Annotated in this window: 26 protein-coding genes; 18 read left to right on the forward strand and 8 right to left on the reverse strand. The window is 66.4% G+C overall.

Annotated elements, in window-relative coordinates; all coding sequences use genetic code 11:
* Nucleotides 1–85: 85 nt before the first annotated feature.
* From LDJ84_RS07715 to LDJ84_RS07725, 3 genes are all read right to left on the reverse strand, one after another.
* Complete coding sequence (locus LDJ84_RS07715) at nucleotides 86–2,626, reverse strand: penicillin acylase family protein (RefSeq protein WP_226046154.1); 2,541 nt, start codon at nucleotides 2,624–2,626, stop codon at nucleotides 86–88.
* A 170-nt stretch (nucleotides 2,627–2,796) separates the two neighbouring features.
* On the reverse strand, nucleotides 2,797–2,997 hold the full coding sequence (locus LDJ84_RS07720) for an SEC-C metal-binding domain-containing protein (RefSeq protein WP_024765232.1): 201 nt from the start codon (nucleotides 2,995–2,997) through the stop codon (nucleotides 2,797–2,799).
* A gap of 8 nt (nucleotides 2,998–3,005) precedes the next feature.
* Nucleotides 3,006–3,491, reverse strand: a complete 486-nt coding sequence (locus LDJ84_RS07725) for an LEA type 2 family protein (protein ID WP_024765231.1) — start codon at nucleotides 3,489–3,491, stop codon at nucleotides 3,006–3,008.
* Between the two features lie 122 nt (nucleotides 3,492–3,613).
* On the opposite strand from LDJ84_RS07725, the gene LDJ84_RS07730 reads away from it, so the two are divergent.
* The gene (locus LDJ84_RS07730; protein WP_054908834.1) at nucleotides 3,614–4,174 is read left to right on the forward strand and encodes a hypothetical protein; all 561 of its coding nucleotides are present in this window, start codon (nucleotides 3,614–3,616) and stop codon (nucleotides 4,172–4,174) included.
* On the opposite strand, the gene LDJ84_RS07735 is transcribed toward LDJ84_RS07730, so the two are convergent.
* From LDJ84_RS07735 to LDJ84_RS07745, 3 genes are all read right to left on the reverse strand, one after another.
* Entirely contained in the window at nucleotides 4,175–4,801 is a 627-nt protein-coding gene (locus tag LDJ84_RS07735; protein ID WP_024765229.1) for a trimeric intracellular cation channel family protein, read from the reverse strand.
* Nucleotides 4,802–4,909: 108 nt separating this feature from the next.
* Nucleotides 4,910–5,383 (reverse strand): YchJ family protein, encoded by a 474-nt coding sequence (locus LDJ84_RS07740; protein ID WP_024765228.1) that lies wholly within the window; start codon nucleotides 5,381–5,383, stop codon nucleotides 4,910–4,912.
* 2 nt (nucleotides 5,384–5,385) lie between these two features.
* Nucleotides 5,386–5,874 carry a DUF6231 family protein gene (locus tag LDJ84_RS07745; protein ID WP_037007296.1) on the reverse strand — a complete coding sequence of 163 codons (489 nt, stop codon included), beginning with the start codon at nucleotides 5,872–5,874 and terminating at the stop codon, nucleotides 5,386–5,388.
* A gap of 141 nt (nucleotides 5,875–6,015) precedes the next feature.
* On the opposite strand from LDJ84_RS07745, the gene LDJ84_RS07750 reads away from it, so the two are divergent.
* The 3 genes from LDJ84_RS07750 to LDJ84_RS07760 all read left to right on the forward strand — a co-directional run bounded on the left by LDJ84_RS07750 (nucleotide 6,016) and on the right by LDJ84_RS07760 (nucleotide 7,829).
* On the forward strand, nucleotides 6,016–6,648 hold the full coding sequence (locus LDJ84_RS07750; protein WP_024765226.1) for an OmpA family protein: 633 nt from the start codon (nucleotides 6,016–6,018) through the stop codon (nucleotides 6,646–6,648).
* Between the two features lie 121 nt (nucleotides 6,649–6,769).
* Complete coding sequence (locus LDJ84_RS07755) at nucleotides 6,770–7,072, forward strand: DUF1145 domain-containing protein (RefSeq protein WP_226046155.1); 303 nt, start codon at nucleotides 6,770–6,772, stop codon at nucleotides 7,070–7,072.
* Nucleotides 7,065–7,829, forward strand: a complete 765-nt coding sequence (locus LDJ84_RS07760) for a hypothetical protein (RefSeq protein WP_065085043.1) — start codon at nucleotides 7,065–7,067, stop codon at nucleotides 7,827–7,829. The genes LDJ84_RS07755 and LDJ84_RS07760 overlap by 8 nt, the downstream gene beginning before the upstream one ends.
* A gap of 55 nt (nucleotides 7,830–7,884) precedes the next feature.
* Here the strand turns inward: LDJ84_RS07760 and LDJ84_RS07765 are convergent, their stop codons facing one another.
* Entirely contained in the window at nucleotides 7,885–8,349 is a 465-nt protein-coding gene (locus LDJ84_RS07765; protein ID WP_024765224.1) for a CopD family protein, read from the reverse strand.
* A gap of 122 nt (nucleotides 8,350–8,471) precedes the next feature.
* On the opposite strand from LDJ84_RS07765, the gene dinG reads away from it, so the two are divergent.
* The 6 genes from dinG (at nucleotide 8,472) to LDJ84_RS07795 (ending at nucleotide 17,368) form a co-directional block, all read left to right on the forward strand.
* Nucleotides 8,472–10,616: an ATP-dependent DNA helicase DinG gene (gene dinG / locus LDJ84_RS07770; RefSeq protein WP_024765223.1), complete on the forward strand. Its 2,145-nt coding sequence runs from the start codon at nucleotides 8,472–8,474 to the stop codon at nucleotides 10,614–10,616.
* 79 nt (nucleotides 10,617–10,695) lie between these two features.
* Nucleotides 10,696–12,975, forward strand: coding sequence for a beta-galactosidase (locus LDJ84_RS07775; protein ID WP_226046156.1), 2,280 nt, complete (start codon nucleotides 10,696–10,698; stop codon nucleotides 12,973–12,975).
* A 102-nt stretch (nucleotides 12,976–13,077) separates the two neighbouring features.
* Entirely contained in the window at nucleotides 13,078–14,223 is a 1,146-nt protein-coding gene (locus tag LDJ84_RS07780; protein ID WP_226046157.1) for a serine hydrolase domain-containing protein, read from the forward strand.
* A 245-nt stretch (nucleotides 14,224–14,468) separates the two neighbouring features.
* Nucleotides 14,469–15,269 (forward strand): OmpA family protein, encoded by an 801-nt coding sequence (locus LDJ84_RS07785; RefSeq protein ID WP_226046158.1) that lies wholly within the window; start codon nucleotides 14,469–14,471, stop codon nucleotides 15,267–15,269.
* A gap of 108 nt (nucleotides 15,270–15,377) precedes the next feature.
* Nucleotides 15,378–16,025, forward strand: a complete 648-nt coding sequence (pdxH, locus tag LDJ84_RS07790; RefSeq protein WP_024765220.1) for a pyridoxamine 5'-phosphate oxidase — start codon at nucleotides 15,378–15,380, stop codon at nucleotides 16,023–16,025.
* A gap of 203 nt (nucleotides 16,026–16,228) precedes the next feature.
* Nucleotides 16,229–17,368 carry a glycerate kinase gene (locus LDJ84_RS07795; protein WP_024765219.1) on the forward strand — a complete coding sequence of 380 codons (1,140 nt, stop codon included), beginning with the start codon at nucleotides 16,229–16,231 and terminating at the stop codon, nucleotides 17,366–17,368.
* Here the strand turns inward: LDJ84_RS07795 and LDJ84_RS07800 are convergent.
* Nucleotides 17,353–17,589: a hypothetical protein gene (locus LDJ84_RS07800; protein WP_037011935.1), complete on the reverse strand. Its 237-nt coding sequence runs from the start codon at nucleotides 17,587–17,589 to the stop codon at nucleotides 17,353–17,355. The genes LDJ84_RS07795 and LDJ84_RS07800 overlap by 16 nt on opposite strands.
* 205 nt (nucleotides 17,590–17,794) lie before the next feature.
* Here LDJ84_RS07800 and LDJ84_RS07805 point away from each other — a divergent pair, with 205 nt between their 5' ends.
* The 8 genes from LDJ84_RS07805 (at nucleotide 17,795) to LDJ84_RS07840 (ending at nucleotide 25,236) form a co-directional block, all read left to right on the forward strand.
* Nucleotides 17,795–18,259 (forward strand): glycine zipper 2TM domain-containing protein, encoded by a 465-nt coding sequence (locus LDJ84_RS07805; protein ID WP_024765217.1) that lies wholly within the window; start codon nucleotides 17,795–17,797, stop codon nucleotides 18,257–18,259.
* Nucleotides 18,260–18,514: 255 nt separating this feature from the next.
* Nucleotides 18,515–21,310, forward strand: a complete 2,796-nt coding sequence (locus LDJ84_RS07810; protein WP_226046159.1) for a monovalent cation/H+ antiporter subunit A — start codon at nucleotides 18,515–18,517, stop codon at nucleotides 21,308–21,310.
* Nucleotides 21,310–21,642 carry a Na+/H+ antiporter subunit C gene (locus LDJ84_RS07815; protein WP_024765215.1) on the forward strand — a complete coding sequence of 111 codons (333 nt, stop codon included), beginning with the start codon at nucleotides 21,310–21,312 and terminating at the stop codon, nucleotides 21,640–21,642. Before LDJ84_RS07810 ends, LDJ84_RS07815 begins: the two co-directional genes overlap by 1 nt.
* Nucleotides 21,639–23,135 (forward strand): monovalent cation/H+ antiporter subunit D, encoded by a 1,497-nt coding sequence (locus LDJ84_RS07820; RefSeq protein WP_226046160.1) that lies wholly within the window; start codon nucleotides 21,639–21,641, stop codon nucleotides 23,133–23,135. The genes LDJ84_RS07815 and LDJ84_RS07820 overlap by 4 nt, the downstream gene beginning before the upstream one ends.
* Nucleotides 23,132–23,632: a Na+/H+ antiporter subunit E gene (locus tag LDJ84_RS07825; RefSeq protein ID WP_037011924.1), complete on the forward strand. Its 501-nt coding sequence runs from the start codon at nucleotides 23,132–23,134 to the stop codon at nucleotides 23,630–23,632. The genes LDJ84_RS07820 and LDJ84_RS07825 overlap by 4 nt, the downstream gene beginning before the upstream one ends.
* Nucleotides 23,617–23,886, forward strand: a complete 270-nt coding sequence (locus tag LDJ84_RS07830) for a K+/H+ antiporter subunit F (RefSeq protein ID WP_037011922.1) — start codon at nucleotides 23,617–23,619, stop codon at nucleotides 23,884–23,886. Before LDJ84_RS07825 ends, LDJ84_RS07830 begins: the two co-directional genes overlap by 16 nt.
* Nucleotides 23,883–24,212, forward strand: coding sequence for a Na+/H+ antiporter subunit G (locus LDJ84_RS07835; RefSeq protein ID WP_024765211.1), 330 nt, complete (start codon nucleotides 23,883–23,885; stop codon nucleotides 24,210–24,212). The genes LDJ84_RS07830 and LDJ84_RS07835 overlap by 4 nt, the downstream gene beginning before the upstream one ends.
* A 163-nt stretch (nucleotides 24,213–24,375) precedes the next feature.
* Nucleotides 24,376–25,236 (forward strand): DMT family transporter, encoded by an 861-nt coding sequence (locus LDJ84_RS07840; protein ID WP_205345903.1) that lies wholly within the window; start codon nucleotides 24,376–24,378, stop codon nucleotides 25,234–25,236.
* Nucleotides 25,237–25,258: the final 22 nt, after the last annotated feature.

Raw genomic sequence — 25,258 nt, forward strand, 5'->3', positions numbered from 1 at the left:
CCTGAATATGATCATGGAGTAAGTCGACAATTCTGATTCCGGGGCGGAAGCGAAGTTCCCGGCCCCGGAAAAATTTTTCAGATCATCACTTCTCCGGCACCAGCGTCAGGCGCTTCACGCCGTAGACCTTCTCAAGGTTCTGCGACTGGAAGGGGAAGCTCATGTAGTTGCCCTTCAGCCAGGCGTCGATGCCGTCTGCGTAGTGCGGGCTGGCCGGGTTGCCGGACTGGCCACTGCTGTTAAGGCCGATCATCGGTTCGCTCTGGCCGAAGTCGACGACGATGCGCATGGCCGGGATCAGCCAGGTGTTGAAGTCCTGGCCCCAGTGGTAGGCCGAGACGTTCAGCGTGCTGTGGTCGCCGCCGGCCGGGTAGGGGCCGCGGTCCAGGTAGCCCTTGATCGCGCCGAGGCTGGCGCGCTCGCCGGCACTGAGGTTGGGCGCCATCTTGGTGCTGTCGCTGACCCACTCGTAGGTGTGCAGCTTGCCCCACTGCCAGGTACGGCGGTCGCTGCCCAGCTTCTGTTCGCAGAAGGCGGTGGCGGCGGCCAGGCTGCGGGCGAGGATGGTCGGTTTGTCTTCCTTCTGCGGGGTGCGGGTGTCATCCCAGAACGGGCTGTCGTCACGGCCCAGCAGGTGGTCGGCCTGGGCCGAGTAGGAGAGGTTGGCGGTCTCGACGAAGGCTTTCCAGGACGGGCTGTCCTCCGGGCCCAGTTCATCGAGGAAGATCTGCTTGCTGCTCTCCTGCAGGAAGGCTTCGTACAGGGCGGCGTCGCCGGAGGTCGCCGAGAGCTTGCCGTCGAACGCCATGATCCGGTCCAGCGCTTCGCGGGCGCGGGCGCGCTGGTCGGCGGGCAGGGCGTCGATGGCTTTCTTCAGCGGCTGCGCCATGCCCGGTGCATCGAACATGGCCTGCAGCTTGCCGGCAAAGGGCGTGGTCTGGTCGTACTGCATGGCGATCATGCTGCGGTAGTCGTGGCTCTTGCTGCCGCCGGCGAGTTGGGCGATGCGCTCGTAGCGCTCCGGGTAGTACCAGGAACTGGACAGCTGCGCGCCGTAGCCTGGCTGCACGCTGCGGTGGTTGGCGGTGCCCAGCCAGCCCTGCTGCGGGTCCTGGTCGGACGGGTGGAGGATCGGATCGGCGTAGCCGTCCCAGTCATAGCGGCCGTCCCAGCCGGGCGAAGGCAGCAGGCCGCGGCCTTCCTTGCGGTTGGGGAAGCGCCCGGTGACCTGCCAGCCGATGTGCTTCTCGTCGGCGAACACGATGTTCAGCGCCATGGCGCGCACGTCGCGGGTGGCGTCGAAGGCCTGCTCGACGTTCTTCGCGCGGGACAGGTCGAAGAAGGCGTCGAGGGTGCGGTCGGTCTCGCCCTGGATGCTCTGGTAGGCGATGCCGTAGCCGCTGGACAGCGGCAGCGGTTGCAGGTCGTGCTTGCGCTCGCCCAGCGCGCTGTTGAGCAGCGGGCCGTGGCGAGTCTCGTAGATGACTTCGCGGACCGGGCTCTGGCCCTTGATGAAGAAGGTTTCATTGCGCTCGATGGCCGGTTTCCACTGGCCATCGGCGAGGTAGTAGAGCTTGCCGCCCTGGGGCTTCACCTGCTCAAGGAAAAGGTCCTGGTTGTCGCCCATGACCATGGTCATGCCCCAGGCCAGCTTGCCGTTGAAACCGGCGACCACGCCCGGTACGCCGGCGATGGAGACGCCCGCGGCGTTGTATTTCGGCGAGCGGATCTGCACGTAGTTCCACACCGAGGGCATGGACAGCGGCAGGTGGGTGTCGTTGGCCAGGATGCTCTTGCCGCTGCGCGTGCGCTGCGGGGCGATGGCCCAGTTGTTGGAGGCGGCGACGCCCATCATCTGCAGGGCGGCGACCTGGCCTGCCGCACGATCCAGGGCGTCGAGGCCGGCGATCCTGCCGTCCAGGCGCAGGCCCTTGAGTTTGTCCGCTTCCTCGAACGGCAGCGCTTCGTCCGGATAGATCGGCGTCAGCCAGGGCAGCTTGTCGGCACCGACTTTCTGCGCCAGTACCAGGGAGGCGATTTCCTCCTGCAGGTTCACCGCCAGGCCGAAGTTCAGCAGGCTGAAGACCAGTGCGGAATCTTCCGGCTTCCAGTACTCGGGGCGGTAGCCGGACTCGGCGAGGTCCATCGGCAGCTTGTCGCGGTAGCGGTACAGGTAGGCGTTGACGCCGCGCGCGTAGGTCTCGAAGAAACGCTTGAGGCGCGGTGAGGCGCCGGCGTAGAGGGCGTCCGCGGCCTTCTTCAGGTTCACCGTGCGCATGAATCGGTCGGTTTCCAGGGCGCCGGGGCCGACCATTTCCGACAGGCGACCCTGGGCCATCAGGCGCAGGCCGACCATCTGGCTGATGCGGTCGCTGGCGTGCACATAACCGAGGGTGAACAGCGCGTCGTGGAAGGTGCTGGTCTCGATCAGCGGCATGCCCAGGCTGTTGCGGCGGATCGACACGTTGTCGGCCAGGCCCTTGATCGGCTGCACGCCGTAGCTCGGCGGCAGGCTGTCGGAATAGCGGTCATTCAGCCAGCCCTGGCAGCCGGTAAGGCTGACAGCGGCAGTGACGGTGGCGGCAAGGCCGAAGCTGGGAAGCCGGCGGAAGGCACGCGGGGCCATGGGGATGTGCTCCTGCACAAAGAGGGTCGCGGAAAAGGCGCTACGTTAGTGAGCCGAGGATAGCTGTGCAAGCCGCGCGGGGCGGGATTTTCAGCAGCCGACGAATAGTTGGGCCAGACAGCAGAAGGCCCGCGCTCGGCGGGCCTTCGGGGCAGTGCTGGAAACCTGGGTCAGGCGCCGTGGCACTTCTTGTACTTGCTGCCGCTGCCGCAGGGGCACGGATCGTTGCGGCCCACGTCCTTGAGCGGGTTACGCGCAGGCTCGTGGCTGTGGTTGCAGTGCGGGCCGTGCACGTGGCCATGGTCATGGTGGTGGTCATGATCGTGGTCGTGGTTGCAGTTCGGACCGTGTACGTGGGGTTCCTGGCTCATGGTGACGCTCACTCGGGGATGAAATCGCCGGGAATTATCTCGCCATTGCGCGCGATGTGCACGCTCTGTCCGAACAGCAGGCCGGTCTTCACTTCGCCGTCGAGGCGGTAGCGGATGGGCTTGTCCGGGTCTTCCAGCAGCTTGACGATGTACTTCATGTGCCGCCACAGGTTGGTGGTCACCGGTACTTCGAAGGTTTCGTGGCCGTTGGCTGGCACTGTGAACCAGTTATTCGACTCGCCTTCGGCCAGGTCGATATCGTTCAGCTTGACCTTGTAGGCCAGGCCACGGACCGGAAGGCTGAAATCGTTTGGGTTGTCGATGCGGAAATGCAGGACGAATTCCTGCTCCAGCAAACGAGCTTTCACGACGTCGACTTTCTGCAGCTTCACGTCGGGTTGCTCGAAATTACCTGTCATCCAGCCGCAGCCCGAAACAAGGCTGAACAGCCAGCACAGGCTGAGAATTCTTATCATTTGCGCCTGATAATTCATGTCTACCCCTCAAGACGCCCCAGTGTACCAAGCACCTGCTCGGCCGCAAGTTGTTGTTACGTTAAAAGAAGCTGCACCATACTGGCCGAATGTAACCGGCGGGTTAACACAGGAGAGTGAAGATGAGCCGTTATGAAATCGCGTTCTCGGGACAGACTATTCCGGGTGCACAGCTCGATACGGTGAAAGCCAACCTGGCCAGGCTGTTCCAGGCCGACGCCCAGCGCATCGAATTGCTGTTCTCCGGCCGCCGCATGGTGATCAAGAACAACCTCGACGCCGAGGCGGCGGAAAAGTACCGCAGCGTGATCGAACGCGCCGGCGCTGTCGTCGAAGTGGTCGACATGGACGCGCAGATCGAGGAGATCGAGCTGGCTCCACCGCCGCCGGCCGAGCCGGTCGGCACCGCAGTACAGCCGGCAGCACCTGCCTCCGGAGCGCAGGGACGCCTGAAAGTAGCGCCGCGCGACGAGTACATGGCCGCTTTCGCCGATGTGGAGGCGCCGGATTTCGGCCTCGCCCCGGTAGGCGCCGACCTGCAGGACGAGAAACCCGAGGCCGCCGCGCCGCGCGTGGACCTCAGCCAGTTCAGCGTCGCCCCCGTGGGCAGCGACATGGGCCAGGCCAAGCCCGCGCCGGCAGGGCCTGCGCCGGATACCAGCCACCTCAAGCTGCAGGACTGATCAGTCGCCCTGGTGCGGGTCGTCCTTGTAGACGAACTTGGGCATTTCCCAGCGGAAACGGATCGCCAGCATGCGGAACAGGAAGCCGGCGAACAGGGTGATCAGCATGGCCTGCTCCTTGGGCAGGTCGATCTGCAGGCAGATCAGGTAGCACCAGGCGCTGGCGAAGGACACGCTGGCGTACAGCTCGCGGCGGAAGATCAGCGGCACGTCGTTGCAGAAGATATCCCGCAGGATGCCGCCGAAGACCCCGGTGATCACGCCGCTCACGGCAGCGATCAGCAGGCTGTGGCCCATCTCCAGGCTGACCTGGCAACCGATCAGGGTGAAGGCCACCAGGCCCACGGCGTCGAGCGCGAGGAACATCGAGCGCAGGTGGCGCATCAGCGGGGCGATGAACACGGTGACCAGTGCGGCGCCAGCGGTGAGCGCCAGGTACTCCGGGTGGCGCACCCAGGTCAGCGGGTAATGGCCCAGCAGCATGTCGCGCACCGAGCCGCCGCCCAGGGCGGTGACGCAGGCCACCAGCACCACGCCGAACAGGTCCATGCTGCGCCGGCCGGCGGACAGAGCGCCGGTCATGGCTTCGGCGGTGATGGCGATGATGTAGAGAACGGTCAGCAGCATGGCGAGGTCCGGCAGGAGTAGCCGGTGCGGCGAATCACCGCCGTCCCGGAAAAAAGCGCGGATTCTAGCCCAGACACCGAACGCCCCCAAGGGGGGCGAGCGGGCACCTCACTCGATCCACGGGCCGCAGCATTTCTTCAGCTTGCCGCCGGCACCGCAGGGGCAGGGGTCATTGCGCCCCAGTTTCATCGGCACGGTGGGGTCGAGGAAGTACCAGCGGCCGTCGCGCTGGACGAATCCCGAGCATTCGCGATGGCTGTGCTCGCCGCCGGCGTCGTGCCAGCGCGCGATGAAGGTCACCCGCGCGTGTTCCGGCTGGCCGCCGAGCACTTCATGGCTGACCACTTCCAAACCCAGCCAGGTGCTGCCCAGGCTCCAGGTACGGATCGCCTCCAGGTCCAGCCCCTGCTGCTGGGCCGGCAGCGTCGTGTCGCGCAGGTAATCCACCAGGCCCAGCGCGTAGGCGCTGTAGCGCGAGCGCATCAGCGCCTCTGCGGTGGGGGCCGCGACGCCGGCATGGAAGCGCCCGCAGCAGTCCGGTAATGGACGGCCGCTGCCGCAGGGGCAGGTCGGTTCGATCATGGTCACCACCAGTACTTGCCGAAGTTTTCCGGGTTGGCCCAGAACTTCGCGTTGAGCCAGTCCGGGACCTGTTTGTATTCGTGCAGATCGTAGGTGAACAGCGTGATCACCTGGGCGTCGCGCTGGAAGCGCTCGCTGGCCTGCATGGCCAGGGCATAGAAGTCCGCATCCTGCGCCTGGGCGGCGTCGAGGTCGACCAGTACGGCCACGCGGCTGCTGTTGAGGTTGCGGATACCGCCCACCAGTTGCTGTGCCTCGCGGCGCGGCAAGTGCTCCAGGCAGTCGGCCAGCAGCGCCAGGTCGTAGCGCTGAGCGGCCAGCTCCGCTGGCAATGCGCCGGCATCGGCGTGGAACAGCTCGCAATCCGGATGCGCCGCGAGGAAGGCATCCACGGCCGGTATCTGGCTGGCGCCCACCAGCAGCAAGCGCTGTGGCGCGTAGCGGTCGAGCAGGGCGGCGAGGGCTTGTTGCGGCGTGCGTGTCGAAATCATCGGGCTCGTCAAAAGGCAAAAAATAATGAACGAAGACTAGCGTGTGACACCCATATGGCCTAGTGCTGGCGCATTCTGTCAGTCACGTCTTTACTCGGTAATTGTCGGTCAAGACCCGATCATTAGAGGAGACATAACTTTATGAGCATCACAAGGACCGCTTTACCCCTGCTGCTGGTAAGCACGTTGCTCACCGGTTGCGCAGGGCTGCAGAAGTCCGATTGGCCGACTTGCGCCGTGGTTGGCGGTGTCGGTGGCGCAGGTCTGGGTTCCATCGAAAGCAGCGCCTGGGCCGGTTGGGGAGCCCTGATCGGTGGCGTGCTGGGTGCGTCCTACTGCTGGGTACATGGCGCCGCCGAACAAGTGGCCGAGGTCCCGCCGCCTGCGCCGGCTCCTGAGCCTGCTCCGGCTCCGCTGCCCAAGGAAGAGACCATCGTGGTGCGTGACCTGCACTTCGCCTTCGACTCGTCGAAGATCGATGCGCAGGACAAGGACAAGCTCGACACCATCGCTACCCGCCTGAAAGGCGAAGCCGCGAGCACCGAGCTGAACATCGGCGGCCATACCGACAGCATCGGTACCGACGCCTACAACCAGAAACTGTCCGAGCGCCGCGCCAACGCCGTGTCCAACTACCTGGTCGATGCCGGCGTGCCTGCCAGCAGCATCAAGTCGGTGGTCGGTTATGGCGAGAGCCAGCCGGTCGCGGACAACAAGACCAAGGAAGGCCGCGCCGAGAACCGTCGCGTGGAGATCAAGATCACGCGTCAGTAAGTCGCTGTGATGTAGTCCGCAAAGGGGGCCTGGTGGCCCCCTTTGTCATTCCCGGTTGCCACTGGCATAGCCGGGAGCAGAGGCGTATGTTCCCCGGCAAAGAAAAAACCGGGGGCATTTCATGAAAGCGTTGTTGGGGCTGGGCAAGCTGATTGCCCTGTTGTTCTGGCTGGCGGTGCTGGCCAACCTGATCCAACCCTTCGCACATCCCTTCGCCCTGCTGCTCAATGCGGCCGGCGCACTGATCCTGCTGATCCACATCTTCGAAGTCCTGGCGCTGCGCAAGCGTCTGCAGGGGCGCCCGCATCCGGGCATGGATCGCCTGCAGATCCTGCTGTTCGGCGTCTTTCATTTCGCGACCCTGCCGCAGCCGGCAGTGGCACAACCGGCACCCGCAAACGTAGAAGGAGATACCCATGCGTAAGTCGCTGCTGGGCCTGGCGCTGTTCGCCCCGTTGGCCTGTTCGGCTGCCGGCACCGTCTCGGTGGAAGCCAACACCGTGCTGCGTCTGCCGGTGAAGGGTGACAGCCTGAGCCTGGACCGTATCAGTGTCGGCCCGGAGGGCGCGCTGCTGATCCCGTCGCGGGTCAAGGAGCTGAAGATCGGCGAGCTGGACCTGGCGAAGAATGCGCGGATCGGCGTTTTCCCTGGCAATGATGCGCTGCAGATCGAAGTGCTGCACGGCAACCTCGCCGACGGCAGCGTGATTGCCGCGCAAGGTAGTTCCGGCAGCTTCGAGAAGCCCGCCAGCGGCGGCCGCAATCTGCTGCTGCGGCTGCAGGATGTGGCGGTGGAGAACCTGCTGATCGACGTCCGCGGCGGTGTCGGCGCGCCGGGCTATGACGGCCTGGACGGCGGCAGTGCGCAGACTTCCGGCTGCCTGTGGGGCAGCGGCAAATCCGCCGGCGACGGGCAGGATGGCGCCGATGGCCAGACCGGCGCACCTGGCGGCGTGGTACGCCTGGAAGTGCCGGAGCAGTTCGACGTCGAGAAGGTCAAGGTACGTCTGGAAGGCGGTGCGGGCGGGGCGGGCGGCAAGCCCGGCAAGGCCGGGCCGCGCAGCGGCGAGAAGGGCTGCTGGTTCTATTCGGTGGCGGGCGAGAAGCCCGGCGCGGAAGGCCAGGGCGGTGCGGAAGGGGCGAAGGGCAGCGAAGGCCGCCTGGACGTGAAACGCTTCTGAACCCCTGGCTCGTTTCAACTGAAGGCCCGCCCGGCTAGCCAGGCGGGCCTTTTGTTTACCAGTGCGGGCGTGCTGCGACGAAGGCCACCAGCGCCATGCCGATCAGCAGGTTCAGGCCCACGGTCTTGCGGATCTTGCCCAGCGCGGCACCACCGGCTGGCCAGTCCTCGGCGCCCACCGCGCGGCGCAGTTCCGGCAACTGCAGCGCCTGGATGCGCAGGAACAGCGCGAGCATCGCGACATACAACCCCATCATTACCTGCACGTAGCGCGGCGCGCCGGCCATGCCGTTGAAGCTCAGGTGCAGCATGCCCACGCCGGTCACCGGCAGCAGGATCACCGCCGCCCACACCCAGCGGAAGAAGCGCGGGAAGACCTCCAGCCACAGCTTCAGCCGGGCCGGTGCCTCCAGCGCGGCGACGGCGGCCGGACGCAGCACCATCCAGGCGAAGAACATGCCGCCAACCCAGACCAGGGCGGCCAGGAGGTGCAGGGCATAGACGAAGGCAAAGGGTGTCATTCAGACGATCTCCGCTGGCGGTTGTGGTCGAGCGCGCTATCATAGCCGCCGATTCGAACCACTGAAAATTTATCCAGCATCCGGATGTGTCCACCAGGGCGCTGCCGGAGCCCGGGAAGTCCATGCTCAGCACCGAACTCAAGGCCACGATCCAGGGCGCCTACTCGCGCTTCCTCGAGGCCAAGGAACTCAAGCCGCGCTACGGCCAGCGCTTGATGATCGCCGAAGTCGCCAAGGTCCTGGGGACCATCGCCAGCGACGAGGAAGGCCATCGCCTGGGCGATGCCGCCGTGGTCGCCGTGGAAGCCGGCACCGGCACCGGCAAGACCGTCGCCTACAGCCTCGCCGCCATCGCCTGCGCCAAGGCCGCGGGCAAGCGCCTGGTGGTCGCCACCGCCACCGTCGCCCTGCAGGAGCAGATCGTCCACAAGGACCTGCCCGACCTGTTGCGCAACTCCGGCCTGTCGTTCAGCTTCGCCCTGGCCAAGGGGCGCGGGCGCTACATGTGCCTGTCCAAGCTCGACCACCTGCTGCAGGAAGGCCAGGCGCAGAGCGCCACCGCCCAGCTGTTCGAGGAGGAAGGCTTCCGCATCGACGTGGACGAGACCTCCACCAAGCTGTTCAACCAGATGATCGAGCGCCTGGCCGGCAACCGCTGGGACGGCGACCGCGACTCCTGGCCCGAGGCCATCGAGGATGCGCAGTGGGCGCAGGTGACCACCGACCACAGCCAGTGCACCAACCGCCATTGCCCGAACTTCCAGCAGTGCGCCTTCTACAAGGCACGCGAAGGCATGACCAAGGTCGACGTGATCGTCACCAACCATGACCTGGTGCTGGCCGATCTGGCACTGGGCGGCGGCGCGATCCTGCCGGACCCGCGCGATACCCTCTACGTGTTCGACGAAGGCCACCATCTGCCGGACAAGGCCATCGGCCACTTCGCCCACTTCACCCGCCTGCGCGCCACCGCCGACTGGCTGGGCCAGGTGGAGAAGAACCTGACCAAGCTGCTGGCGCAGAACCCGCTGCCGGGCGACCTTGGCCGCCTGATCGAGCAGGTGCCGGAACTGGCCCGAGAGCTGCGCACGCACCAGCAGTTCATGTTCACCGCCTGCGAAGAGGTCGGTGACTTCCGTGCCGGCGAGGACATGGAAGGCCGCGAGCGACCGCGCCATCGTTTCGAAGGCGGGGTGATCCCCGAGCACATCCGCGAGATGGGCATCGAACTGAAGAAGGGCTTCTCCAAGCTCACCGACCTCTTCACCCGCCTGACCGAGCTGCTCAAGGAGGCCATGGACGGGGAGGGCAGCGTCGGCATCGCCAGCCACCAGGCAGAAGAGTGGTACCCGCTGTTCGGCAGCCTGCTGTCCCGCGCCCAGGGCAACTGGGAACTGTGGACCGCCTTCACCAGCGAGGACCCGGAAGACAGCCCGCCCATGGCGCGCTGGCTGACCCTCGCCGAGAGCGGCACCTTCTACGACATCGAGGCCAACGCCAGCCCGATCCTCGCCGCCGAGACCCTGCGCCGCAACCTGTGGAATGTGGCCTACGGCGTGCTGGTGACCTCCGCGACCCTCACCGCTCTGGGTACCTTCGACCGCTACCGCATGCGCGCCGGCCTGCCTCGCGCGGCGGTCACTGCCGTGGTGCCGAGTCCGTTCCACCACGCCGATGCTGGCGTGTTGCGCGTGCCGGACCTGAAGGCCGACCCGCGCGATGCCGCCGCGCATACCGGCGCGATCATTCGCGAGTTGCCGGAGATAGTCGAAGGTTCGCGTGGTTCGCTGATCCTGTTCTCCTCGCGCAAGCAGATGCAGGAAGTCTTCGACGGCCTGGACCGCGACTGGCGCAAGCGCGTGCTGATCCAGGGCAACCTGTCCAAGCAGGAAACCCTGAACAAGCACCGCTCCCGCGTGGACGATGGCGAGCCGAGCGTGCTGTTCGGCCTGGCCAGCTTCTCCGAGGGCGTGGACCTGCCCGGCGCCTATTGCGAGCACGTGGTGATCGCCAAGATTCCCTTCGCCGTGCCGGACGATCCGGTGGAAGCGGCGCTGTCGGAATGGATCGAGGCGCGCGGCGGCAATCCCTTCATGGAGATCGCCGTGCCCGACGCCTCGCTGCGTCTGGTGCAGGCCTGCGGCCGGCTGCTGCGGACCGAGCAGGACCGCGGCACCATCACGCTGCTGGACCGTCGCGTCGTGACGCAACGCTACGGCAAGGCCATTCTTAATGCATTGCCGCCGTTCCGCCGCGAAATTGCTTGAGTGTGCGGGAGCGAGTTCCCGCGCTGGCTGTCAAACGATCGCCCGCCGTCCGGCGGGCGTGTTGCAAGGATTCGAATCCATGACTTCGATGCGTTGGCATCTGCCGTTGCTGCTCAGCCTGGCCATCGCCAGTGCCCCCGTCTGGTCGGCTGGCGGCAATGAAACCCTGTTCAACTTCGTCAAGCCGATGGCTGTGGTCTCGATCACCACACAGAACGCCGACCTGCCCAGTTCCACTGCCGAGGCCACGCCCGAGGGCGAGATCCTGCGCCGGGTGAACTTCAACCCTGCGCCGCAGCCGACCCTGCGCCTGGCACCGTCCAGCGGCAGCTGGGACTGGTCGCAGTCGGACAGCATGAGCCTGCGCATCCAGAACGCCATGGACTGGGCCATCACCCTGGAGGTGGAAATCGAAGGCGTTGCCGGCGCCCCCGGCCTGCGCGCGAGCATCGCCCTGCCGCCGGGCCCGGCGCAGACCCTGGTGATCCCGCTGCACGCCATCGCCCCGGAAGATTTCGGCATGCGCGCCGGCGTGCCCATGCCTGTCACCCAGGACGGCCAGCGCCTGCTGCTGGCGAGCAAGGTCACCGGCGAGCTGAACCGCAGCCAGGTCGGTGCGGTGAAGCTGTTTCTGACTTCGCCCAAGGCGGCCCAGGACATTCTCGTCGGCCGCTTCGGCACCCGCGCCGGCAACGACGAATACCACAAGGCGTACACCGGCATCGTCGATGGCTTCGGCCAGTCCACCCGCAGCGACTGGCCGGAAAAGGTCAAGAGTGCCGAGCAACTGGCCAACGCCTGGAAAGGCGAAGGCGAACAGCTGAGCAAATGGAAGCCCGCGCCTGGTCGCGATGCCTTTGGCGGACTGCTGGATGGCCCGGCCTTTGAAGGTACTGGCTTCTTCCGCACCGAAAAGCGCAATGGCCGCTGGTGGCTGGTGACGCCCGAAGGGCACTCGTTCTGGTCCATGGGCGTCAACGCGGTGAATGCCGACAGCAGCCAGACCTACGTCGAAGGCCGCGAATACATGTTCGCCAGCCTGCCCAAGGAGGACGAGCCGCTGGCCGCCTTCTACGGCCAGCGCGACGACCGCAGCGGCGTCGGCGCCCAGCAGGGCCGTGCGTTCGGCAACGGGCGCTGGTTCGATTTCTATGCCGCCAACCGCTTCCGCGCCGATGGTGGGCTGACCGGCGACGCCGCGGCAGCCGCCTGGCGCGAGCGCACCGTACAGCGCCTGGGTTCCTGGGGCTTCAATACCCTGGGCGACTGGAGCGATCCGGCCTTCGCCGACGATCCGCGCATGCCCTACAGCGTGCCGCTGTCCATCAGCGGCGATTACGCCACGGTGAGCACCGGCTACGATTGGTGGGGCGCCATGCCCGACCCCTTCGACCCGCGCTTTGCCATGGCCGCCGAGCGCGCCATCGCCATTGCCGCCCGCGACCATCGCGAGGATGCGTGGCTGCTGGGCTACTACGCCGATAATGAACTGGCCTGGGCCGGCCGTGGCGACGACGACCAGGCGCACTTCGCCCTGGCCTTCGGCACGCTCAAGCTATCCACCGACAGCCCGGCCAAGCGTGCCTTCATCAAGCAACTCAAGGACAAGTACGAGGATCACGAACAGCTTGCCGAGGCCTGGGGTGTGCAGCTGGGTTCCTGGGAAGACCTCGATGCGCCGGGCTACCAGGCGCCGGTTCCGAGCGAGGCGCACCCGGCCATTGCCCAGGACTACAGCGCCTTCCTGCGCCTGTATGCCGACCAGTACTTCAAGACCCTGAAGGACTCGCTGCAATGGCATGCGCCGAACCATCTGCTGCTCGGCCCGCGCTTCGCCGTCAGCACGCCGGAGGCGCTGGCCTCCTGCGCGCAGTACTGCGACATCCTCAGCTTCAACCTCTACGTACCGCTACCGCGGCAGGGCTTCGACGCCAACTACGTGCGCAGCCTGGACAAGCCGGTGCTGATCACCGAGTTCCACTTCGGCTCCCGTGACCGCGGGCCGTTCTGGGGCGGTGTCGCCGAGGTATACAACGAGCAGCAGCGTGGCGAGGCGTACCAGCGCTTCCTCGCCGAGGCGGCGAAGGAACCGAACATCGTCGGTGCGCACTGGTTCCAGTACCTCGACCAGCCGGTGACCGGGCGCCTGCTCGATGGCGAGAACGGCCACATCGGTCTGGTCGGCATCACCGACCTGCCGTTCACCGGCTTCGTCGACGCCGTGCGCAAGGCCAACCAGCAGACACTCAAGGGTATCGACGAGCAGGCCCGCGCCGCCGCCAAGGTGGCGCCGGATCCCGCACCGAAGCCGGTGCCGGCTGCCGACAGCGATGACGAGGAGCAGGCGTCGGAGCAATGATTCGTCATTCGTGAAGCCGCACCCTGCCTTCGGCAGGGTTCCCAGGGGCGGAGCGCGCTGAAAGAATGGCGCCTCCGCCCCTGCTCATTTCCGGAGTTTGAGATGACCCTGAACGGCCACTGCGATCCGCGCTTCACTCCCGTTGCCGATGCTTTCAGCGCGCTGTTCGAGGACCCGCAGGAGCGCGGTGCGGCGCTGTGCATCCAGGTCGGCGGCGAAACCGTGGTCGATCTCTGGGCCGGCAGCGCGGGCAAGGAACCGGGCCAGGACTGGCAGGCCGATACGTTGCTCAACCTGTTCTCCTGCACCAAGACTTTCGCTGCCGTCGCTGCGCTGCAACTGGTGGGAGAAGGGCGGCTCGACCTTGATGCGCCGGTGGCGCGCTATTGGCCGGAGTTCGAGCAGGCCGGCAAGCAGGGCATCACCGTGCGCCAGCTCCTGTGCCATCGCGCGGGCCTGCCGGCGATTCGCGAGCCGCTGGCGCCCGAGGCGCTATACGACTGGGACAGCATGACGGCCGCGCTCGCCGGCGAAACGCCCTGGTGGACACCCGGCGCCGAGCATGGCTATGCCCCCATCACCTACGGCTGGCTGATCGGCGAAGTGATCCGCCGTGTCGACGGTCGCGAGCCGGGTGCCGCCATCGTCGAGCGCACGGCCAAGCCATTGGGGCTGGATTTCCACATCGGCCTGGGTGACGCCGAATTCCACCGTGTAGCGCACATCGCCCGCGGCAAGGGCAACCTGGGCGACGCCGCGGCGCAACGGTTGCTACGGACCATGATGACCGACGCCGCCGCACTTTCCACCCGCGCCTTCACCAATCCGCCGTCGGTGCTCACCAGCACCAACAAGCCGGAATGGCGGCGCATGTCGCAGCCGGCGGCCAATGGCCATGGCAATGCGCGCTCGCTGGCGGGCTTCTACGATGGCCTCCTGCAGGGCAAGTTGCTGGACGAAGCGCTGCTGGCCGAGCTCACCCGCGAACATGCCGTCGGCGAGGATCGAACTTTGTTGACCTGTACGCGCTTCGGTCTTGGTTGCATGCTTGACCAGCCGAATGTCGCCAACGCCACCTACGGCCTTGGCCCGCAGGCCTTCGGCCATCCGGGGGCCGGTGGCTCCATCGGCTTCGCCGACCCGGAGCGTGAGCTGGCCTTCGGGTTCGTCGTCAACACCCTTGGCCCCTACGTGCTGATGGACCCACGCGCCCAGCGCCTGGCGCACCTCGCCGGCGACTGCCTGTAGCGACGAGCGGGAGGAACCTTCCTCCCGCCGCACCTTCTTAAGGTCGTCCGCTTTTGCCGTCGCGCTTGCGTGCGTGACGGCGTTCCCTGCGTGCAAACATGCGCCGCTCGTCAGTTCGAGATTAAAATCTCGTTCCAACTGAGTAAGTTATGTACAACTCTTAAGCCGATTGCTGAAGTCAGGGTGCCATCGCCTACCGGTGGCGCCTGGCCTCCCTTCATGTTCCGACTTGTGGAATCGCTCCCATGAACCTGCTGTTCTCGAATTCGCTGAAAGTCTCCACCCTTGCGCTGTGCGTCGGCCTTTCCGCCTGCAGCCAGTTCCAGTCCCAGGACCAGGCCAAGGCGCCGGATAGCGCCGTGGCCGCTGCCAAGCCCGGCACCGCTCACTGGTGGTGGCCCTTCGGTGGCGACGAGGAAGCGAGCGCGGCCGCGCCCGCACCGCAGAAGAAACCGGTCGAGGCAGCCCAGGTCGCCGATGCCGGCAGCCAGCAGCCCGGTGGCCACTGGTGGTGGCCATTCGGTGTGAGCGACAGCAAGCCTGGCGCCGAGAAGGCCGCCAAGCCGCAGGACACCAAGGTCAGCAAGGAGTGGCTGGACCAGCACGAGAAGTCCCTGCGTGAAGCGGTAGCGGGCAGCAAGTTCACCGTCGAGCGCCGCGAAAACGCCCTGGTGCTGATCGCGCCGGTGGAAGGCTCCTTCAATCCCAAGCGCCCTGAACTGCTGCTGCCGATCACCCTGGCGCCGCTGGGCAACGTGGCGAAGATGCTGCAGAACGATCCGGAGAGCGGCGTACTGGTGCTCGGCCACAGCGACAGCTCGGGCGACAAGGCGACCAACGACAAGGTCAGCCTGCAACGTGCCCAGGCAGTCTCCTCGATCTTCCGCCTCAGTGGCCTGGGCGCCGATCGCCTGCGCCTGAAGGGCGTCGGCTCCAGCCTGCCGCGCGCCGACAACGCCAGCGCCGAAGGCCGCGCGCTGAACCGCCGCGTCGAAGTACTGGTGACCCAGCGCACCAGCCTGCTGGCGCTCGCCCAGGCCAACTGAACCGCCGCACGCAAAGCGTCATTCCGTCTGGAATGACGCTTGTCGTGGATCAAGCGCGAAGGCGCAACTCTGGATAAGCTTAAGGACTTCTTCTGCAGGAGATTTCCGATGGCTCAGACCCTGGCCGATATGCGCCGCGAATACACCCGTGATGGACTGACCGAGGCCCAGGCGCCCGCCGAACCGTTCAGCCTGTTCAACCAGTGGTTCGAAGACGCGGTGAAGACCGAGCAACTGCCGGTCGAACCCAACGCGATGATGCTCGCCACTGCGGACGCCGACGGCCAGCCGCATTGCCGCGTGCTCCTGCTCAAGGGTCTGGACGAGCGTGGTTTCACCTTCTTCAGCAACTATGAAAGCGCCAAGGGGCAGCAGCTCCTGGAGAATCCGCGCGCGGCCATGACCTTCTTCTGGCCGGCGCTGGAACGCCAGGTGCGCATTGAAGGACGGGTGGAGAAAGTCTCCGCCGAAGAGTCCGCCGCCTATTACCGCGTGCGCCCGCTGGGCAGCCGCCTGGGCGCCTGGGCCTCGCCGCAGAGCCGGGTGATCGATGGCCGCGGCGAACTGGAGCAATTGCTGGCCGAGACGGAGCAGCGCTTCGCCGACAGCGCACCGAGCTGCCCGGACTTCTGGGGTGGCTTCCGCCTGCTGCCGAGCCGCATCGAGTTCTGGCAGGGCCGTCCGAGCCGCCTGCACGATCGCCTCAACTTCCGCGTCGAGAACGGCGCCTGGGTGCGCGAACGTCTCGCTCCCTGAGCTTCTGCCCTTCGTAGGAGCGAGCTGGCTCGCGAATTGCCTCACCGTTGGGGTTGTTCGCGAGCAATGTCGCTCCTACAGGTCATCTCAATTTTCAGGCATGAATCGGAACAATCGCGGACGAAGTCCGCTCCTGCGCACGTCGGGAAAACCGTGCTGCGGTGTAGGATGCCCTCCGTCCTCTCGCCCAACGGACCTGTCCCATGAAAGTCGTCATCGCTCCCGACTCCTTCAAGGAAAGCCTTTCCGCCCCTGAGGTCGCCGAAGCCATCTCCCGTGGCTGGCTGCGCGCCCGGCCCGACGACGAAACCCTGCTGCGGCCCATGGCCGACGGCGGCGAAGGCACGGTGGATGCGGTGCTGGCCGCGCGGCCGGGCGAACGTCGCGAGCTGGAGGTCTGCGGCCCGCTGGAGCAGCCGGTGAAAGCCCACTGGGGCTGCCTGGCAGACGCCACGGCGGTGATCGAGATGGCTGCCGCCAGCGGCCTGCACTGGGTGCCCGAAAGCCTGCGCGATGCCACCCGCACCACCAGCCGCGGCACGGGCGAATTGATTCGCGCGGCGCTGAATGCCGGCGCGAAGAAAATCATCATCGGCCTGGGCGGCAGTGCCACCAATGACGGCGGCCTGGGTCTGCTGCAGGCGCTGGGTGCGAGTTTCCTCGATGACCAGGGCAAGGAGTTGGGCGCCGGCGGCGCGCAGCTCTCGCAACTTCAGCGTATCGACCTGTCGAACCTCGACCCGCGGCTGGGCGCGGTCGAGGTCGAAGTCGCTGCTGATGTGAACAATCCCCTTTGCGGCCCGCATGGCGCCTCAGCCATCTTCGGACCGCAGAAGGGCGCGAACCCGGCGCAGGTGCAGCAGCTGGACGCCGCGCTGAAACGCTTCGCCGAAGTGGCGGCGCAGGCTCTCGGGCAGGATCACAGCCTGTTCCCCGGCGTCGGTGCCGCGGGCGGTCTGGGCTTCGCCTGCCGGGCGTTCCTCAAGGCGCGGTTTCGCCCGGGCATCGAGCTGATCGCCGAGCTGTCGGAACTGGACACGGCGCTTGCCGGCGCGTCGTTGGTCATTACCGGGGAAGGGCGGCTGGATGGCCAGAGCCTGCATGGAAAGACGCCAGTGGGCGTGGCGCATGTCGCCCGTCGCACGGGCGTGCCGGTGATTGCGCTGGCGGGTAGCGTTGGCGAAGGGTTGGCTGAATTGCGCGAGGCGGGTATCGAGGCAGCGTTCAGCCTGGCGCCGGGGCCCATCACCCTGGCCGATGCCTGCGCACGGGCGGCGCAGGAGCTGGAAAACCGCGCCGAGGCGCTGGCACGCTTCTGGTCGCTGGCTCAGGCTGCGCGGTAGTCGTCGGCGGCGCGCTGCAGCCAGTCAGGGAGGTCGCGACGTTTCACTTTCTGGCGCTTGGCATCCGCCAGGCATTCGAGCAGGTAGTGGCGTTTGTGCGGATCATCGCCCGCCAGCGAAAGTGCCAGGTCGCGGTCCATCCAGCGACGGATGCGCCAGTAGATCCACCAGTGGAAATACAGGCCGGCGGCGGTGGTGGCGACGATGATGAAGTAGTCCATGCGCGAATCCAGGTCGGGTGCTTCTTCTGCGGGCACCAGCCTAACCGATACTCCTGCAGGAAAAACTGAGCCACGGCAGGCGATTTCGGCGGATATGGCACAAACTGTACGAAAGCTGAATCGAGATCAGCTGTTTCACGACCTGGCGTGACAGGCGGGCTGTCGTCGGAGTCTAATAGTCGTAGCCCTACTCGGAGGTTCCCCAATGCGTAAAACTGCCCTGATCGCCGTGACTTTCGCTGCCCTGGCCATGACCCTCGGTGGTTGCCAGTCCAGCTTGACCGGCGACACCTATACCCGTGAAGAAGCACGTACCGTGCAGAATGTTCGAATGGGTACCATCCAGGCCCTGCGCCCCGTGAAGATCGAAGGCACCAAGACACCGATCGGCTCGGTTGCCGGCGCTGCAGTCGGCGGCATCGGTGGCAGCGCCATCGGTGGCGGTAAGGGCAGCTATGTCACTGCCATCATTGGCGCCGTGGCCGGCGGCCTGCTCGGTGCGGCTACCGAGGAAGGCCTGACCCGTACCCAGGGCGTGGAAATCACCGTTCGCGAAGACGACGGCAGCACCCGCGCCTACGTCCAGCAGGTCGACGAAGGCGCCGTGTTCCGCGTGGGCGAGCGTGTGCGCATCCTGACCGTCAACGGTACCAGCCGCGTCTCTCACTGACCGGTTACCGGCCGCCCACCTGTCGCGGCCATCGAAATTCAGCGCGCGGCAGTCGATCCGACTGTCGCGCGCTATCGTTTTGGGGATTGGAATGTCGACCTGGGGCGCTGCCGGCGCGACCAGGCTGAATTTTCGTAATAATTCAATCCATGACGCGTAATCGATAGATATGGATAATCGTGGCCTTCGTACGCCGGCCCCTGCGGTGCGGGGTCGTTTGTATGGACGCCGTCCGCTGGCGAGAAGGAGCAGGACATGATTCTGGCGCTGATCATCGCGCTGCCTTTCTTCGGGGTATTGCTGCCGCTGATGGCCGAGCGTTTCGGTCGAACGGCCTGTGCTGCCGCGACCGGCCTGGTGCCGCTCGCCGGGTTGGCCCTGCTGTTGAGCCAGCGCGGGGTGCTGGGGGCTGATCCTCGGGTCTATCGCTCGGAGTGGTTGCCGGAGCTGGGCTTGAACCTCAGCCTGCGTCTGGATGGCCTGGGCTTCCTGTTCGCCCTGTTGATCCTCGGTATTGGCCTGCTGGTGGTCCTCTACGCCCGCTATTACCTGTCGGAGAAGGAGCCTGCCGGGCGTTTCTTCGCCTTCCTGCTGCTGTTCATGGGCGCCATGCTTGGCGTGGTGCTCAGCGAAAACCTGCTGTTGATGCTGGTGTTCTGGGAACTGACCAGCCTGTCGTCGTTCCTGCTGATCGGCTTCTGGGGGCATCGCTCGGATGCGCGCAAGGGCGCGCGGATGGCGCTGGCGGTGACCGGTGGCGGTGGCCTCGCGCTGTTGGCCGGCATCCTGCTGATCGGCCACGTGGTCGGCAGCTTCGAGTTGAGCAGCGTGCTCGGCGCGCGCGAGGTGCTGCAGGCCAGCCCGCTGTTCCCGCTGGCGCTGTGCCTGGTGCTGCTGGGGGTGTTCACCAAGTCGGCGCAGTTCCCGTTCCATTTCTGGCTGCCCCACGCGATGGCCGCGCCGACGCCGGTCTCCGCCTACCTGCACTCGGCGACCATGGTGAAAGCCGGCGTGTTCCTGTTGGCGCGTCTGTACCCGCTGCTGTCGGGCAATGACCTGTGGTTCTACCTGGTCAGCCTCACCGGCCTTGCGACGTTGCTGATGGGGGCGTTCGTCGCGCTGTTCCAGAACGACCTCAAGGGCCTGCTGGCTTACTCGACCATCAGTCACCTGGGCCTGATCACCCTGTTGTTCGGCCTGGATTCGCCCATGGCCAACGTCGCGGCGATCTTCCACATCATCAACCACGCGACCTTCAAGGCCTCGCTCTTCATGGCCGCCGGGATCATCGACCACGAGACCGGCAGCCGCGACATGCGTCGCATCAACGGCATGTGGAAGTACATGCCGCACACCGCCGTGCTGGCGATGGTGGCGTCGGCTTCGATGGCGGGTGTGCCGCTGCTCAACGGCTTCCTCAGCAAGGAAATGTTCTTCGGCGAGACCCTGGCGCAGAACATGATGGGCAGCTTCAACTGGCTGATCCCGGCGCTGGCGACCTTGGGCGCGCTGTTCTCGGTGAGCTACTCGGTGCGTTTCATCCACGACGTGTTCTTCAACGGCGAGCCGATCAACCTGCCCAACCCGCACCCCCACGAGCCGCCGCGCTACATGAAGGTGCCGGTGGAAATCCTCGTGCTGATCTGCCTGCTGGTGGGGATCATGCCGGGCATCATCGTCGGCCCGCTGCTGGCCGGCGCCGCCGCGTCGAGCCTGAACGGCGCGCTACCCGAATACAGCCTGGCGATCTGGCACGGCTTCAATGTGCCGCTGGCCATGAGCTTCGTCGCCACGGCCGGCGGCGTGCTGCTCTATGTGCTGCGCAAGCCGCTGTTCGACTGGTACGCCGGGCTGCCGGCGATGGACGCCAAGCAGGTGTTCGAGCAACAGGTGCAGCGGGTGGTGCGCTTTGCCGCGCGGGTCACCGGCTACCTGGAGAACGGCTCGCTGCAGCGCTATTCGATGCTGCTGGTGCTGGCCGCCGTGGTCGTGGTTTTTGCCGGCCTCGCGCCGCTGCCGGGTATCGAAGGCAACCGTGCGCAGACGCCGCTGGATGGCATCACCGCCCTGGGCCTGGTCCTGCTGGCCATCGCCGGGCCGCTCACCGTCTGGTTCCACCGCCAGCGCCTGACCGCGCTGGTCATTCTCAGTATCGCCGGCCTGCTGGTGGCGCTGGCCTTCGCCCGCTTCGCCGCGCCGGACCTGGCGCTGACCCAACTGTCGGTGGAAGTGGTGACCATGGTCCTGCTGATGTTGGCGCTGTACTACCTGCCGGCACGCACGCCGAAGAGTTCCAGCAGCCTGCGCCGCCTGCGCGATTTCATCATCGCCGTCGGCGCTGGCCTGATGGTCACACTGCTGGCCTATGCCGTGCTCACGCGTCCCTACGACAGCATCGCCGGCTACTACCTGGAGAACAGCGTTTCCGGCGGCGGCGGACACAACGTGGTGAACGTGATCCTCGTGGACTTCCGGGGCTTCGATACCCTCGGAGAGATCACCGTGCTGGCGATCGCCGCGGTTGGCATCTTCGCGCTGCTCGACGGCCTGCGCCTGCTGCGCCGCGAGCAGGATGACGAGGGCCACGCCTGGGCCAAGGACCGCTTCCCACCGATCCTCGCCACGCTCTCGCGCCTGCTTCTGCCGCTGGCGCTGCTGGTTTCGGTGTTCATCTTCCTGCGCGGGCACAACCTGCCGGGCGGCGGCTTCATTGCCGGGTTGATCACTTCGGTCGCGCTCATTCTCCAGTACATCGCCTGTGGTAGCCGCTGGGTGAGCACGCGCCTGCCGCTGGACTACGGACGCCTCGCCGGCCTCGGCGTGCTGATCGCCGGGCTGACTGGGCTGGGCGCATGGTTCTTCGGCTTCCCGTTCCTCACCTCGGCGTTCGGCCACTTCCACATTCCGCTGGTGGGTGAGATCGAGCTGGCCACCGCCATGCTCTTCGACCTGGGGGTTTACTTCACCGTGGTCGGCGCGACGCTGCTGATTCTTTCCGGGCTGGGTTCGGTCACCGCGCCGCCGGAGCCGCTGACCAAGGAGGCGCACTGATGGAAGCGCTGTTCGCCATCGCCCTCGGGTTGCTGACCGCCAGCGGCGTCTATCTGCTGCTGCGCGCGCGCACCTTCCCTGTCGTGTTGGGGCTGACCCTGCTGTCCTATGCAGTGAACCTGTTCCTCTTCGCCATGGGCCGCCTTGCCGGTGACCCGGCGGTGATCGGCAAGGTCGCCAACGCCGGCGATCCGATTCCCCAGGCGCTGGTGCTGACCGCCATCGTCATTGGCTTCGCCATGACGGCTTTCGTCATTGTGCTGGCCCTGCGCGGGCTGGCGGATACCGGCGGCGACCATGTGGATGGCGGCGACGGGGAGGAAGGCCGATGAACCACTGGCTGATCCTGCCCGTCCTGCTGCCGCTGTTCGCCGGCTGTGCGCTGCTGCTGGTCGGCGAGCGCCTGCAACGCGGCCTGTCGCTGCTCGCCACGCTGACGCTGCTGCCGCTTGCCGCCGTGCTGCTGCAGCAGGCCGACAGCGGCGTGGTGCAGTTCTACGCGCTGGGCAACTGGCAGCCGCCGTTCGGCATCATTCTGGTGCTGGACCGCCTCAGTGCGCTGATGATTGCCGCCACCGCGCTGCTCGCCAGCCTGTCGCTGATCTACGCGCTGCGCGGGGATGACAAGCGCGGCAAGCGCTTCCACCCGCTGTTCCAGTTCCAGTTGCTGGGGTTGAACGGTGCGTTCCTCACCGGTGACCTGTTCAACCTCTTCGTGTTCTTCGAGATCCTGCTGATCGCTTCCTACGCGCTGTTACTGCATGGTGGCGGGGCAGGGCGCGTGCGTGCGGGGGTGCACTATGTGGTGCTCAACCTCGTCGGCTCGGCGTTCTTCCTCATCGCCGTGGGCACGCTCTACGGCATCACCGGCACCCTGAACATGGCGCACATGGCCGAGCGCGTGGCGCAGCTGAGCGCCGAGCAGGCGCCGCTGGTGCGCGCGGCGGCGCTGTTGCTGCTGGTGGTGTTCGGGCTCAAGGCCGCGCTGCTGCCGCTGTATTTCTGGCTGCCCAGGGCCTACGCCGAAGCCACCGCGCCGGTGGCGGCGCTGTTCTCGATCATGACCAAGGTGGGCATCTACTCGATCCTGCGGGTGTACACGCTGATCTTCGGCGAGCAGGCCGGCGAGTTGGCGAATCTCGCGCAGGCGTGGCTGTGGCCGCTGGCCCTGGCCGGCATCGTCGCCGGTGCGCTGGGGGCACTCGCGGCGACCACGCTGCAAGCCATGCTGTCGTATCTGGTCGTGGTATCGGCCGGTACGCTGCTGGCGGCCATCGCCCTGGGCACGCCGGAAGCATTGTCCGCCGCGCTTTATTACTTGCTGCATAGCATCTGGGTGGCCGGTGGCCTGTTCCTGCTGGCCGACCTGATCGCGCGCCAGCGTGGCGAGAAGGGGGGCCGGCTGGTACAAGGCCCGGCGTTGCTGCAGCCGCATCTGCTGGGCGGTGCGTTCTTCTTCGGCGCCATTGCCGTCGCCGGCTTGCCGCCGCTGTCGGGCTTCCTCGGCAAGTTGATGCTGCTGCGCTCGGTAACCGGCGGCAGCGAGGCCGTCGCGCTGTGGAGCGTGGTCCTGCTCAGTGGGCTGGTGACCATCGTTGCCTTGAGCCGCGCCGGCAGCACGCTGTTCTGGCGCACCGGGAATACCGTGCTGGGCAGCGCCGAGCGCGAGCCGGTGAAGCTGTTGGCGACCTTCGGCCTGCTGGCCAGCGCGCCGCTGATGGTGGTGGCCGCACGGCCCCTGCTCACTTATGCACAGGCCACGGCGGCGCAGTTACTGGACGCCGGGCTCTATCGCCAGGCGATCCTGCTGGGAGGTGGCGCATGAGCCGTCGGCTGCTTCCGCACCCGCTGCTCAGTGGCGTACTGCTGCTGAGCTGGCTACTGCTGGTCAATGATTTCTCCCTTGGCCACTGGCTGCTCGGCGCCTTCCTCGGCCTGACGATCCCACTGCTGTGCCGCAACCTGCTGCTGTCCGCACCGCGCATCCAGCGGCCGGGGCTACTGCTGCGCTTCATCGGCCTGGTGCTCTACGACATAGTGGTGGCGAACCTGCAGGTGGCGAAACTGGTGCTGGGGCCGAAGGCGAATCTACGGCCGGGTTTCGTGGAAATCCCGCTGGAGCTGACCGACGATCTGGCCATCAGCATCCTCGCCAGCGTCATCACACTGACCCCCGGCACCTGTTCCGCCGACCTGTCCGCCGATCGCCGCACGCTGCTGGTCCACGGCATCGACGTGCCCGATCCGCAGACGCTGGTGGCGGACATCAAGGCGCGCTACGAGGCGCCGCTGAAGGAGGTGTTCCCGTGCTCGGCATCGTGATCCCGATCTGCCTGGCTGTGCTGGGCATCGCCGTGCTGCTCACCGTGGCGCGCCTGATCCGCGGGCCTTCGGTGGCGGACCGCATCCTCGCGCTGGATACGCTGTCGATCGAGGCCATCGCGCTGATCGTGCTGTTCGGCATCTGGAAGGGCAGCGGCCTGTACTTCGAGGCGGCGCTGCTGATCGCGGTGATGGGCTTCGTCAGCACCGTGGCGCTGTGCAAGTTCCTCCTGCGCGGAGACATCATCGAATGAACGTGATCATCGAGGCGCTGGTCTGCTTCCTGCTGCTGGCCGGCAGCCTGTTCGCCCTGCTCGGCGCCATCGGCCTGTACCGCCTGCCGGACTTCTACACGCGCCTGCACGCGCCGACCAAGGCCTCGACCCTGGGTGTGGGCGGCGTGGTGCTGGCCTCGCTGCTGTACTTCAGTACGCGCGGCGAGGGCGTGAGCCTGCACGAGATTCTGATCACTGGGTTCCTATTCATCACCGCACCGGTGAGCGCGCACCTGTTGGCTAAGGCAGCGATGCAGCGGCGCGTGCCGGTGGAGCGGGGGACCAAGGGCAAGCCTTGGGAGTGAATTTCCGGCTCTTGTAGAAGCGAGCACGTCGGCCCATACAGTTTCCCCTCCGTTCTGTACCTGTCGGCTGCAAGCGCGCGCCTCCTATACTCCGGGGACCTTTTGACTGGAGCGTCCCGTGCAGCAATCCCGGCCGTTCGCCCTCGCGTGCCTGGTGCTGGCCATGGCGCTCTGGGGCAGTTCCTTCATCGCGCTGAAATTCGCCTTCCTGGAAATGCCCGCCATGTGGGTGATCTTCGCCCGGATGGCGCTGGGCAGCCTGATCTTCCTCGCCGCCTGGCGCTGGCGCGGGCGAATCGACTACCGACCCGGTGACTGGAGGTGGCTGCTCGCCCTGGCCGCTTGCGAGCCCTGCCTGTACTTCATCTTCGAGTCCCTGGCGCTGCAACAGACCAGTGCCGCACAGGCCGGGATGATCACCGCGCTGCTGCCCCTGCTGGTGGCGGTCGGCGCCTTCTTCCTGCTGCAGGAAAAGATCGCCCGCAACACCTGGCTGGGTTTTGCCCTGGCGGTGCTCGGCTCGCTCTGGCTGACGCTGGCCAGCGAGCCGGACAGCCATGCGCCCAACCCGCTGCTGGGCAACCTCTACGAGTTGCTGGCAATGCTTTGCGCCACCGGCTACACCCTGCTGCTCAAGCACCTGTCGGCGCGTTATTCGCCCTTCATCCTGACCGCGATGCAGGCGTTCATCGGCTCGGTGTTCTTCCTGCCGCTGGCGCTGGCAACCTCCGGGCTGCCGGCGGCACCCGGCCCGACTGGCTGGTTCGCGCTGGTCTACCTGGGCAGCGTGGTAACCGTCGGCGCCTATGGCCTGTACAACTTCGGTGTCAGCCGCCTGCCGGCAAGCCAGGCGACCGGCTTCATCAACCTGATCCCGGTGTTCACCCTGATCTTCGCCGCGCTGCTGCTGGGCGAGGTGCTCAGCGGCCAGCAGGCGCTGGCCGCCGGCCTGGTGTTTGCCGGTGTCGCCCTCAGCCAGTGGCGCAGCGCGCCGCCCACGTCGCCCGCCGGTGTGCTGGACTGAACTCACTGAATCGCTTGCCCTG

This window comes from Pseudomonas sp. HS-18 (assembly GCF_020401845.1).
In the GTDB taxonomy this organism is placed as follows: domain Bacteria; phylum Pseudomonadota; class Gammaproteobacteria; order Pseudomonadales; family Pseudomonadaceae; genus Pseudomonas; species Pseudomonas nitroreducens.